Annotated in this window: 12 protein-coding genes and 1 tRNA gene; 4 read left to right on the top strand and 9 right to left on the bottom strand. The window is 51.9% G+C overall.

The features are described 5' to 3' along the window. Positions 1 to 172 precede the first annotated feature (172 nt). The 7 genes from AB1483_03030 to AB1483_03000 all read right to left on the bottom strand — a co-directional run bounded on the left by AB1483_03030 (position 173) and on the right by AB1483_03000 (position 5,805). Positions 173 to 478, bottom strand: a complete 306-nt coding sequence (locus AB1483_03030; GenBank protein MEW6411428.1) for a hypothetical protein — start codon at positions 476 to 478, stop codon at positions 173 to 175. Between the two features lie 571 nt (positions 479 to 1,049). Then, positions 1,050 to 1,138: transfer RNA gene (locus tag AB1483_03025), tRNA-Ser, on the bottom strand. A 388-nt stretch (positions 1,139 to 1,526) separates the two neighbouring features. Next, a complete protein-coding gene (locus AB1483_03020; GenBank protein MEW6411427.1) occupies positions 1,527 to 2,519 on the bottom strand; it encodes a hypothetical protein in 993 nt (330 codons plus the stop codon). Between the two features lie 236 nt (positions 2,520 to 2,755). Continuing rightward, positions 2,756 to 3,328, bottom strand: a complete 573-nt coding sequence (locus tag AB1483_03015) for a hypothetical protein (GenBank protein MEW6411426.1) — start codon at positions 3,326 to 3,328, stop codon at positions 2,756 to 2,758. Positions 3,329 to 3,360: 32 nt separating this feature from the next. Continuing rightward, on the bottom strand, positions 3,361 to 4,122 hold the full coding sequence (gene fetB, locus AB1483_03010) for an iron export ABC transporter permease subunit FetB (GenBank protein MEW6411425.1): 762 nt from the start codon (positions 4,120 to 4,122) through the stop codon (positions 3,361 to 3,363). Further along, a complete protein-coding gene (locus tag AB1483_03005) occupies positions 4,119 to 4,844 on the bottom strand; it encodes an ATP-binding cassette domain-containing protein (protein MEW6411424.1) in 726 nt (241 codons plus the stop codon). Before AB1483_03005 ends, fetB begins: the two co-directional genes overlap by 4 nt. A gap of 4 nt (positions 4,845 to 4,848) precedes the next feature. After that, positions 4,849 to 5,805, bottom strand: coding sequence for an HD domain-containing protein (locus tag AB1483_03000; GenBank protein ID MEW6411423.1), 957 nt, complete (start codon positions 5,803 to 5,805; stop codon positions 4,849 to 4,851). 132 nt (positions 5,806 to 5,937) lie between these two features. Between AB1483_03000 and AB1483_02995 the strand changes: the two genes are divergently transcribed. From AB1483_02995 to AB1483_02980, 4 genes are read left to right on the top strand one after another with little or no spacing between them, the layout of a single operon-like run. Continuing rightward, a complete protein-coding gene (locus AB1483_02995; protein MEW6411422.1) occupies positions 5,938 to 7,263 on the top strand; it encodes an LptF/LptG family permease in 1,326 nt (441 codons plus the stop codon). 15 nt (positions 7,264 to 7,278) lie between these two features. Beyond that, positions 7,279 to 8,361 (top strand): LptF/LptG family permease, encoded by a 1,083-nt coding sequence (locus tag AB1483_02990; GenBank protein ID MEW6411421.1) that lies wholly within the window; start codon positions 7,279 to 7,281, stop codon positions 8,359 to 8,361. Then, positions 8,361 to 9,143, top strand: a complete 783-nt coding sequence (locus AB1483_02985) for a class I SAM-dependent methyltransferase (protein MEW6411420.1) — start codon at positions 8,361 to 8,363, stop codon at positions 9,141 to 9,143. Before AB1483_02990 ends, AB1483_02985 begins: the two co-directional genes overlap by 1 nt. Positions 9,144 to 9,157: 14 nt before the next feature. Then, positions 9,158 to 10,078, top strand: coding sequence for a DUF4350 domain-containing protein (locus AB1483_02980; GenBank protein MEW6411419.1), 921 nt, complete (start codon positions 9,158 to 9,160; stop codon positions 10,076 to 10,078). Between the two features lie 22 nt (positions 10,079 to 10,100). On the opposite strand, the gene ahcY is transcribed toward AB1483_02980, so the two are convergent. Together ahcY and metK are read right to left on the bottom strand one after the other, a co-directional pair. After that, entirely contained in the window at positions 10,101 to 11,360 is a 1,260-nt protein-coding gene (gene ahcY / locus AB1483_02975) for an adenosylhomocysteinase (protein ID MEW6411418.1), read from the bottom strand. Positions 11,361 to 11,362: 2 nt separating this feature from the next. Next, a complete protein-coding gene (gene metK / locus AB1483_02970; protein ID MEW6411417.1) occupies positions 11,363 to 12,526 on the bottom strand; it encodes a methionine adenosyltransferase in 1,164 nt (387 codons plus the stop codon). Positions 12,527 to 12,583: the final 57 nt, after the last annotated feature.

Genomic DNA, 12,583 nt, shown 5'->3' with positions numbered 1-12,583 from the left:
TGAGAGCGGCCGGACATGAATCTAAAGCAGACTTCTTTCATCTTGAATGACCATACTTACGAATTGAATGACGCAGAATTCAACGTTTTGAAAGAAAATCGGGTTAGCGCCGGGCGATATTGGACATATGAGGCAACTATTTCGTCTTTGAATTACGTATACAAAAGGGCTGTTATTTGAGAAAGTGGACCTTCGGGCATTTGGCTTCACCACTTTTGCGACGCAGCTTGTTGTGGTTCATCGCCCTGGCGCTACACCGGTCCACCCAGAGATTGATCCTTCGTTCATTACAGCCGGTTTTTGAGAATACCTCTTTGAGCTGACCCTGCAAGAAGAATGAGTGTCGATTGTGATTCTCCGGATTGTCGGCGCCGTGGATTTCGCCGCATCCGACGCCGCAGAAGACATTCGGAGCTTCAAATTCATATCGCCTCACTATAGGAGACAAAGCCGCCAGCAAGAAGATGCTGCTTCTCAAGTAGTACGCTGGTGGAAGAGTGTGCTATAAAAGAGTGGCAGCTTATCAATTCATCGCTGGTGGGATGGTTACCGGAAACTGTCCCACCTCACCTTTTGCAGCCATCGAGTCAAGAAGTTACAATCCGAAGGTAAGTCCTTTGCGATGGGAGACACCCAGGACGCACTTGCAGTCAGGGCAAAAATAGATACATCGTTTCCCCAGATCGCGCTTCATTTCGCGATACAGCACGGCATTGATTTCTCTCTTGCAGTGGGGGCATCTGGGATTAACATCTTCTCTTTGCTGAAACGTAAACACGCTATCACCGCCTTCGTAAGGTTGTCTGCAGATATATACTCGACACCGGGTGTGGAAATTCAATACAAAACAACGGTTCTGTCTCGCTGGTCCGGATGTATAAAAAAAGCCAAGGGCAGAACCTTTTTCCATAAAAGACTATAAACGTGAGCGGTTCTGCCAATCTTCGATTGTAACACTTTCAACACCGTAGCGGTCTTTTCGCGGCAAAACCACTGCCGGGTTCTTCCGTACGAAGACTGTTAAGGATGTGCTCGGAATATACCTTTTATGGCGGAGAGGCAGGGATTCGAACCCTGGACAGTTTTACCTGTACACACTTTCCAGGCGTGCTCCTTCAGCCAACTCGGACACCTCTCCGACTTTCTGCTGATGTACCGCGAGTATGTCGAAACCACATGGGATTTCGATCTACCGGTAGTTTTCGCGGTTAGCGTTCCGGCCGGCCCGGTTAGGCGTAAGCCGAAACAGGCCATAATGTAAACCAAATCGAGGAAAAAAGCAAACGGATAACAAAGGGCAACACGCCTGCCCTTAACTTATTGTCGCCTATGGGGCAAATTAGCAAGGAGGTCAGAGGCTGGTCCACCGGTCTGTTCGCCTGAAGCATCTATTTGCATAACAGTAGGCGTTTGATTTATCAAACGCCTACTGTTATGCAAACAAGAAGGCAGGAATCTGATCCGCCCGAGGCGGGCAGAAAAGCTTCCTGCCCTATTTAAACTGCTCTACCGAAAGGCGTACGCGGCTACCGAGAACTCGCGAACGGGGCGTAGTAGCCCAATGGCTGCGACAGCAGATCGACCGTAAACTCAAAGGTCATATCGTAAAAGGGCTCGTTTACCCTGAAAGTGTACTCCCCTGCCGGGAGATTGTGAATCTCCAGGTCCGCCCCGAAAGCGCAAAAGCAGGGGCAAATGTATGACAGCGTGTCAACCTCGTCTATTGTTATCACGTTGCCGGAAAAGTCGAATGTCACGTAGAGAGTGTCCATGCAGCAGTTGATCATCGAGTTGTGTTGCCCGAGTTTAAGGGTCTGATTCTGGTCGTATTCCCATGTGAAACAGTAGCTGGTATTCAGTTCATCGGGAACATCGACTACGGTGTTGTTTATCCCGCACGGATGAAAGCCGATAAAGGCGCCAGAGGGTGGGTACTGAATGTCGCCCCATGGCACCAGAGTGCGTTCGGCCGTGAACATACCCGATGAGCCGACACCCTTGAGGGTCACTTCGCATTCGAGCGGCTCATCTTCGCCAATGCTAACGAACTCTTCAAACCGCAGCAAATATTTGCCCGGCTTGATGTCGCTGACGCGGAGATCGACATTCAGCAGGCAGAAGCAATCGCAAATCCCGTTATCCTGTTCCATCACGGTGATGACGCGGTCGGTCAGATCGACAGAAAAGGCCAGGTCCGGACAACAATTGAGTCCGGCGTTGAGGCGGCGAAGATCAAGGTTACCGTTGCCATCATACTCCCACATCACGGCAGTCTGGGTTGACGGTATGTAGGGATCCTCGTCCCCATCGCCGTAAGTGAGGCAGTCGGTGTGTGAGATAATTTCCAGCGTCGGGTCCGTCGGGGCCGCGCTTAGGGCAGCCTTAGTGGCTGCCAGGTCAGCCTGTGGTCCGGTGCTGTCGCGGCCGCAGCTAATGGTAATGACAACGCAGATTAAGCATATTGACGTGAGGATTTTAAGAGCGCTGCCTATGCTCAAATTTGAGGATCTGGTTTTCATAGTGTTCTCTCCTATGCATATCTCTAATTTGAAGGCATGCCCGAAGTAGTCTTGGCCGGGCAAACGCGGAGGGCAGACCGTGTTTCTATTAAAGTACAGACGGTGAGTGCGCGGAAGTGTGGAAAAATTTGTGTACTTTGTTATCCATAATATAAACCGGATAGGTCCGGTTTGTCAAGAGCGTGCCTGCCATAACCGTCAAGTGATCCCTATTCAAGTGTGTGCCAAGAGCTTAGTTAGTTGCCCTGAAAGCCGCGTTCATGGGTCTGGAGAATCTGGTTATAGACGCTGCGGACATCTTGAACAAGCTCAAGCGAGGGGACAATCCGCGATGACGTGCCGGGCCAGTACATCGATGAAGGCCATCCGAAACCGGAACGCGAGGTCCCCAGTTGAATTGTCCCGCTGCCATCGGACTTTTCCGATAACGACATACCCGGAAGGGTTCGCAACGAAAGACTCATCACCTCAAGCTTGAACCATCCGGTGACAATTATGACGCGCCTGTCGGTTAGGCTATAGTAGGTCCGCGAACGACGCCAGGCGTCATGAAGAAAACGAAAGAGTACAATGTACAGACCGATTGCGAGAAAGGGAACCAGGACCACCAGGACGGGGATAGGAATCTCCTCAAATGTCAAGGCATTAAATGCCGCAGTCAGGACAAAGGATAACCAGATGATACCGAACAGAGTAAAAGGTATATCCGAGCCGCGAAAGACCAATCCGCCTCTGGGGTGGCCAGTCCAGAGTATTCGCTCTCCCGGATTCAGTTGAGCGTTGATTTTTTGTTGGATATCAAAGTCCATTGTCAAATCCTCCCGGCGTGTTTGTTTAATGGCTAAACATCGTGCTGCAGCTGGTGGCAGCGGGTGAAAAAGCGGCGAATTGTTAATTCGACGGCAGCCACTGATGTCATGGTAACAGCAGCCAAAAGCATATAGGCAACGATTATCTGGAGCAGGATAGCATCGATCGGTTCGGCCCCGGCCAGAATCATACCGGTCATGGCGCCGGGCAGGGCCACAATGCCGACTGTTTTCATAAAGTTGAGCATCGACATCATGCCCGCGGTGGCGGATGCTCTTATGTAGGTAGCCGACGCTGTTCTCCACGGTTTGCCGAGGGCGAGAGCGGTTTCGATGGCGAGACGGTTGTTACGAAGGTCGGAGGAAATGCGATCTACAGTGAGCGCCGAGGCGTTCATGGAGTTGCCTATGATCATTCCCCCGAGGGGAATGATATAGCGCGCTTCGAAAGAGATTATCCTCGCTGCCAGCATAATACCGATGGTAACCAGCGACCCAACCGCCATCGATGCAACCGTGATGACAAAAGCCCCTTTGAGCTTTTTCACTCTTCCCGCGGCGGCGTGAGCGCCAACCGTAATCATGATGAGCAGGGCGAGAAGAATGAGCCAGGGAGACTCGAGATCGAAAATGAATTTGAGGGCGTAGCCCACTGCCACGAGTTGTGCGAAGGCGCGTACGGAGCCGAGGGCCATATCTTTCGCCACGGGGATGCGCCAGTAGCGGCTGATGAGAATCGCCACAAGCACCAGACCGAACGATATGAATACTTCGGTGAATCCGGGAGTGGTCATTTGAGTTGCTTTCTTTTGTAGAGTTTCCCCTGCTCGGACTGCGGGTCACTGATGACCTGATTTATGTCGCCCGATTCGACCAGTTTGCCGCCCACCATCAACAGCGCTTCCTGCCCTATGCGCAGGGCCTGCTCGGGATGGTGTGTAACAACAATGGCGGTAAGGTTGCCTTTGGAGACGATATCGACAATGAGCTGCTCGATAGCCTCGGTGTAGCTCGGGTCTAGGGCCGACGTAGGTTCATCGAGCAGGATCATCTCCGGGCAGGTAGCCAGAAGTCTTGCGATCGCCACGCGCTGCTTCTCCCCGACCGAGAGCTTTGTGGTGGGACGGTCAATTTGCTCGGGCCGTATCTGGGCCTGGTCGGCGAGAAATTTGATGTGGTCGTCGGTGAGTTTGTCGCTGGCGTAGAGGAGATTGTCGCGTACGGTGCCTTCGAAAAGGTGCGGGGTTTGAAACAGGTAACCGACTTTTTGCCGCAGTTCGCAGGGGTGGTAATCGCATTGCTCTCTGCCGTGAAAGAGCACTTTGCCGCTGGTGGGTTCATCGAGACGGTTTATGAGTCTCAAAAGCGATGATTTGCCCGCGCCGGATGGTCCAATTATGGTGTAGATTCTGTTTTTCTGGAAGCTATATGAAATATCGTTGACAACCGTGAGAGACTGGCCATCCTGGACGACAGTGCGGGTGAGATTGACAATGTCGAGAATCGAATCACTCATGCTGTTATTCTTTGTCAGGTTGTTCTTCGCCGAAATAGAGATAGCGGTTGAGCAGACTGACGAATTCCGACCATCCTTTACCATCCTGTCTCTCACGGATTCTCTCGATCGCGCCCATCTTGCTGTCTATTTCGTCGCAGTAATAGACCACGAACGCCTCCGGCATCTGCGGCACCACCGGCGTGGCATATTCCAGTTCTCCCTGGTGGGAGAGGATGATGTGGCGGAGTTTCATGAGCAGTTTATCCGGGAAGTTCTCGATTTTTCGCGCCCGGGTGCAGATCCAGTCATCGACGACACAGATATGGCCTACTAATCGGCCTTCATCGGTGTAGTCGATCACGGTCCCGGTCGAGTACTGGCTGATTTTGCCGGCATCGTGAAAAAGCCCGCCGAAGATCAGGTAGTCTTTTTCGAGAAAATCGTATCCGGCGGCCGCGCGAAGGGCAAGTTCGGCAACATTGGCGGAGTGCTCGGAAAGTCCGCCGATATAGGCGTGGTGCCAGAGCTTTCCGGCGGCGGCGGTGAGGTAGTCGTTTAAGAACTTCTCTTCGCCGAAGAATGATTCTGTTAAGGACTTGATATAGCTGTTTTCGATTTTGTCGATCAGGGCCATAATTCGTGCTTTGCGCTGTTCGATTGGCTGACTGGAATGCGGCAGGATTTGCTCGAGGGGGTACTCGTTGTCTTCGGCGAGGCGGATACGGTTTATCGTTATCTGTTTTTTATTATTGTATTCGCCCACCACACCCCGGATTTTCACCACCATGCCTTCGGCCAGATCGGCCAGGCTGAACTGATCCGGCTCCCAGATAACGGCTCCAATTCGACCGGTTGCATCGCCCAGCTCCAGAGAAATGAACTGACCTTTAGTGTATTCGCGAACGGTTTTTTTGCGGACGGCGAAATACGAGGTTACTTTATCCTCGACGACGAGGTCCTTAATCTGCTTGTTTTCCATAATGATAGAGTATAATAACGAGTTGCCGGTTAAGGCAAATCAATCTGTTGACATTTTTGCTGGTCTGGAGGTATAAACAGTTGCATATTAGGCTGACCCCATGCTGTATAAGTCATAAATTGGCTGACACTTATGAAGATACTTAGCCGGTACATACTAAAAGAGCATATCGCACCGTTTCTGTTTGCTTTCTTCACTATTACATTTCTTCTGATAATTGACTATGTGCCCAAGATAACCGACCACGTTATCGATAAGGACTTATCGGTGTGGGTGGCCCTGGAACTTCTGGGGCTGAATCTCGCCTGGATGCTGGCATTGTCGGTTCCGATGTCGGTGCTGGTGGCGACGATGATGGCTTTTGGCAGGTTGACATCGGATTTCGAAATCACCGCCATAAAGACTTCGGGGATTAATATGTTCCGGGTGATATTCCCCCTTCTGGTGGTGGGTTGTATCGGAACATTCTCCATGATTCAGTTCCATGACAAGATTCTGCCGGATCTCAACAAGAAGGCGCGGGTATTGTGGGGTGACATATCGGCCATGCGGCCGACGCTGGTGTTCCGGTCGGGCGTGTTTATATCCGACATTCCGGGATATCTGGTTTTAATTGACAGGATTGACCACAAGACATCGCGCGTTGAGGGTGTTCGGATTACGGAAACCAAGGACGATACCAGGCCGAGGATTATCGTCGCCGAATACGGTTATCTGAAGATGACCGACAACAACAAGAATATGCAGTTCACGCTTTACAATGGCGAGATTCACTCGCTTGACACCAAGGATCCGGACGAATATCGCAAGGTTGATTTCGAGAATCAGGTTATCAATGTATCGGGGACCGGTTCGGAGCTGAAACGTTCCGATCCGGAATATCGCACGGATCGTGAGATGGGCATACAGGACATGCAGGTGCGGGTTGACAATGCGCGTACGCAGATCGGGCCGTTTCGCGAGAAGATATACCTGAGTTTCGAAGAGCGGATGAATTATTTGTTCGCGGACACATTTGAATATGTTCGCGCCGATAGTGTTTCGGATTCGACGGCGTTGTACCTGGCGCGAACGAACGGGATCAATTTTTCCCGCAATATAGAGCGGGCCGCGCAACAGATCATGGCGCAGCAGCGTACGATGGATAAGTATAATATCGAGATACAGAAGAAGTACTCGATTCCATCGGCCATACTGGCTTTCATTCTTATTGGCGCCCCGCTGGGTACGATATCGAGGCGCAAGGGAATGGGGATGGCGATTGCGGTATCGATTGTGCTGTTTATCATCTACTGGGCCTTTCTGATCGGCGGCGAGGACCTGGCCGATCGCGGGATTATATCGCCGTTCTGGGCGATGTGGAGCGCGAATTTTCTTATGGCCGGGGTGGGTATCTATCTTCTTTACATTGTTGTTACGGAACGGCCGCTGTTCAGTTATTTTAGAAGGACAAGGTAGGACCTCTATCCGGCTATGATTAAGAAATTAGATCTGTATCTTCTCAGGCATTTCTTCATATCATTGTTTGTCGTGATTGTGGCGATCGGATTCACGATCGTGGTGATTAACATGATCGAGGAGCTTCGCGATTTTATCGATCACCAGATTCCGCTGGTCGAGATACTGGAATACTATGTTTATTTCGGGGGATGGGTTCTCAAGGCGTTTTTCCCCATGTTCATACTTCTGGCCGCGCTGTTTTCGGTTTCGATTCTAGCCCGCAAGAACGAGATACTGGCCATGAAGGCATCGGGGTTGTCGTTGTATCGGATTTCGGCGCCGCTGTTGTGGGTGACGCTTCTTCTGGTGGCGGGTCACTTCTATTACAGTGAGTATATTTTTCCGCCGGCCAACAAAAAGCGTCTCGAGATCAAGGAATTCACCATCGAAAAACGCTCCGCACACCGCTACAAGCAGGTCAAGAACATATATCGCCAGATTGAGCCGGGTTATTTCTATACTATCGGAACGTTTAACACTGAGCGAAGCGAAGGCTCGGACTTGAAGGTGTACAAGACGAATGAGAATCGTTTGAGTCAGATTATCACGGCCGAAGAAATCATATATCGTGATTTCGCGTGGGAGGCGCGAAGAGGAATCATTCGCTCATTTGATGATTCGGCTCATGAGTCATTCAGTCAGTTCGCGGTGATGAAGCTTCCGGATATCGAGGACACGCCGGCGGATCTATCGAAAAAGATCGGCAAGCCGGAGGATATGGGAATCGAGGAGCTTCGTTCATATATCGATCTGATGAAGCGCACCGGCGGACCATACGTTAGAGAGGCGATAGATTTGAGGTTCAAGTATTCCTATCCCCTGTCATCGTTTATCGTACTTCTGATAAGCATACCGTTCGCATCGAATCCCCGCCGAGGGGGTATCGCTGTGTCGTTCGCGGCCGGAGCCATGATAGCGTTGGTGTATTTCGTCCTGTTCCGGATACTTCAATCAGCCGGGTACAACGAGAAGATTCCAGCGGAGCTGGCGGTATGGGGAGTGAACGGTTTGTTCTTTTTAATAGGCCTGGCAGCGATGATAAAGGCGCGCAAGTGATGCCACACGAGGATCATGAAAAGAACCGGACAGCCTGGAATGAGATGGCAGAGGTTCACTACAAACATCCCGATTACAGAGTGAGAGAATTTCTGGATGGCGCCATCACCCTCCACCCTATCGAGCTTCGCGAGCTTGGTGACGTGACGGGAAAAACGCTGCTGCACCTGTTTTGCCAGTTCGGGCTTGATACGCTCTCATGGGCTCGAATGGGGGCTGCTGTGACCGGCGTTGATATCTCGGATACATCGATAGAGTATGCCAACATCCTGGCCAAGAAGGCGAACCTTGCCGCTAAGTTCGTGAGGTCGGATGTTTTGGACCTCGAGGGAAAGCTTGATGAGACGTTCGACATCGTGTTTCAATCCTACGGGACGCATTGCTGGATACATGACGTGGAACGATGGGCCGAGGTGGTGGCCGGTCACTTGAAGCCCGGCGGCGTATTTTATATCGTGGATTTTCACCCGGTGGGGGCAGTCTGGCTGGACGACGACACGGCATATTTCAAAAAGGGACCGTATCGTGTCGCCGGTCAGCCGGATTATTGTGACAGGGAATATATAATCAAAAACGAGTTGGTGGAATGGCAGCACAAACTTGCGGATATAGTCAATGCTTTTATAAAGGCGGGCCTAACGATTGAGTTTCTCAATGAATATGAAGGCAGTATCGATGCCCGCGAGAAAAACTGGATCGAGAAAGACGGTTACTATTATCCGCCGGAGGGTTCATCCCCATATCCGTTGACATTTTCATTAAAGGCTATCAAGGCCCGTTGAATGGGAGGTCTTAAATGACTCGCATCTTATTTGTAATCGCGGTGATATTGATATGCTCCTCGCTGTGTTTTGCCCAGCAGGAAGCGGATACCGCTTTTATCGGAGTGATTGAAAACCCCACGTATGAAGCCGGTTCGGGGCCGGTGGTGATGATCGACGAGGCTCATCACAATTTTCACACCGCGGAGGGAAGGTTTCTTCCTTTTGCCGAGTTGCTCAGGCGCGACGGATACACGGTTAGACGGTATGCAGCGAGGTTCACGCTCGACTCACTGAAGACCGGCGACATTCTTGTTATATCCAACGCGCTGAACGAGCGCAATGTTGAGGATTGGTCGCTGCCGACACCATCGGCTTTCGACGCCGAAGAGATCGAAGCGGTAAGACAGTGGGTTGAAGGCGGCGGGGCTCTTTTCCTGATCGCCGACCACATGCCGTTTCCAGGTGCGGCGCAAGACCTGGCCGGGGCCTTTGGCGTAATGCTCAACAATGGCTTCGCTCTTGATACCTTGAAGCGAAGTCCGGACTTTTTCCGCCGATCTGACGGCACGCTGCGCGAACACACTATCACCGGATTCGCGGACGACCCGCATAGAATCGATTCGGTGGTGACATTCACTGGACAGGCGTTTCAGGTCGATAATAAAGCCTTTGAGCCGCTTCTGATATTCGATTCAGGGTATGTGTCGCTTATGCCGGTGGAGGCATGGGAGTTTGACAGCACCACGACCATAGCGCCGATTGAGGGCTGGTTTCAGGGCGGTGTTTTGGAATTCGGCAAGGGTCGGGTGGCGGTTTTCGGCGAGGCGGCGGAATTTACGGCGCAGATTGCCGGTGAAGAAAGAATGAAATTCGGAATGAATTCTCCCTATGCGGGGCAGAATCTGCCGTTTCTATTGAATATCTTTCGTTGGCTATCGCGGCACGGGCAGTAGATATCCGCTTTTTTTCAGCGGGCTATGTACCCATCTCCCATGAGGAGAGGTACTTCTTCTGCTCCGGCGTAAGCCTGTCAATCGATATGCCCATCGATTTGAGTTTCAGCGATGCTATCTGCATGTCGAGCTTTTCCGGCAGGCTGTATACACGGCGTTCGAGTTTCTCGTGATTTTTGACAACATACTCCGACGCCAGGGCCTGATTGGCGAAAGACATATCCATCACCATAGCCGGGTGACCTTCCGCGCCCGCCAGATTTATAAGGCGTCCTTCGCCCAGGATGTAAATCCGTTTTTTACCAAAAGAGAATTCTTCGACTAACGGACGGACGATTCTTCGCGCGGTGGCGGCTTTCGTGATTTCGGGCAGATCTATCTCGGCGTTGAAGTGGCCGGAGTTGGCCACTATGGCGCCATCCTTCATCTTTTTCACGTGTTCAAGGCGGATGACGTTTATATCGCCGGTGACAGTGATGAACAGATCACCGATCGGGGCGGCTTTGCTCATCGGCATCACCATCAAACCGTCCATAGCCGCTTCGAGCCCCTTGACGGCATCGACCTCGGTCACGATTACATTAGCGCCCATACCCTTTGCCCTGATAGCGAGTCCCCGCCCGCACCATCCGTAACCCGCGATCACGACCGTGGAGCCGGCAATGAGCATATTGGTGCATCTGAGGACACCGTCAAGCGTCGACTGTCCCGTACCATAGCGGTTATCGAAAAAGTGCTTGGTCTTGGAGTCGTTGACGGCGACTACGGCAAACAGCAGGGCGTTGTCTTTTTCCATGGCGCGCAGACGGATCACCCCGGTGGTGGTTTCTTCGGTGCCCGCCATGACGTGCTGGGCCAGTTCTTTGCGGTTGGTGTGAAGGGTCGAGACCAGATCGGCGCCATCGTCCATAGTGATGTGGGGTTTGATGTCGAGCGCCTGGTGGATGTGTTTATAATAGGTCTTGTTGTTTTCGCCGTTGATGGCGAAAACGCTGATGCCGTATTCCTTGACAAGGGCGGCGGCGGTGTCGTTCTGGGTGGAGAGAGGGTTGGAGGCACACAGAGCGACATTTGCTCCACCGGCTTTCAGTGTGCGCATGAGATTGGCCGTCTCGGTGGTAACGTGAAGACAGCAGGCCATGTTGATTCCTTTGAGGGGTTTCTCTTTGGCGAACCTCTCCCTTATCAGGCGCAGGACCGGCATGGAACGTTCGGCCCATTCGATTTTCTTTTTTCCTCCGCCGGCGAGCCTGATGTCGGCGATATCGTATTTGAGAGCCATCGTCACGCTTCCTTTGCAAGGATTTTGGCCTTGTCGGTTTTCTCCCAGGTGAATTCTTTTTCGTGGCGACCGAAATGGCCATAAGCCGAAGTGGCGCCATAAATGGGACGGAGCAGGTCGAGCTGTTTAATAATGCCGCGCGGTGTCATATCGAAATGTTTTCTGACAAGTTCGGCAATTCGCTTTTCGGGGACCTTGTTGCTGGCGCTGGTGTAGATCATCATCGAAACCGGCTGGGCGACACCGATGGCGTAGGCGAGCTGGATATTGCACTTGTCGGCGAGCCCGGAGGCCACGACGTTTTTGGCGATATAGCGCGCCATGTAGCTTGCCGAGCGGTCTACCTTGGTCGGGTCTTTGCCGGAGAAAGCGCCGCCTCCGTGGGTAGCCATACCACCGTAAGTATCGACAATTATTTTGCGTCCGGTCATGCCGGTATCCGACTGCGGGCCGCCAATGACGAATTTTCCGGTGGGGTTGATATAATATTTGGTTTTCTTGTCCAATAGCTCGGCGGGCACGATTGGGTTGACAACTTTATCGATAATTTCCTCGACGGCCTGTTTGGTGATTTTCTTGCCGGAGGCGTTGAGGATATCCTCGGTGTGCTGGGTGGAGATGACAACGCATTCGACACGGTGTGGTTTCCCGCCGCGATATTCGACTGTGACCTGCGATTTTCCGTCGGGGCCAAGATACGGCAGAATTTTTTTCTTTCGCACGGCGGCCAGTTGTCTTGTGAGTTTGTGAGCCAGCATAATCGGCAGAGGCATAAGTTCCTTCGTCTCACGGCAGGCGTATCCGGACATAAGACCCTGGTCACCGGCGCCGCCGGTGTCAACACCCTGGGCGATATCCGGCGACTGGGAACCGATGGCGTTGAGAATGGCACAGGTATCATAGGAGAAACCGTACTTGCTTTTGGTGTAACCGATATCCCTGACGATTCGCCTGACCAGTTTGTGAATATCAACGTAACCGGTTGTAGTAATCTCGCCGCCGACAATGACCAGTCCAGCCGTTACGAATGTCTCACAGGCCACGCGCCCGTTTTTGTCCTGCCTGAGAATTTCATCGAGGACACCATCGGAAATCCTGTCGCAGAGTTTATCGGGATGTCCTTCGGTGACGGATTCCGAAGTAAAGAGAAAATCTCCACCAGCCATTTTTGACTCCTTAATCTTTACCATTGACCGAAGTCAGAGATATACGGAATTTTGCGG

The sequence above is a fragment of the Candidatus Zixiibacteriota bacterium genome (genome assembly GCA_040756055.1).
GTDB lineage: Bacteria > Zixibacteria > MSB-5A5 > GN15 > FEB-12.
Note: the sequence above shows the minus strand (reverse complement) of the source record. Positions and strands in the feature narration are given on the sequence as shown.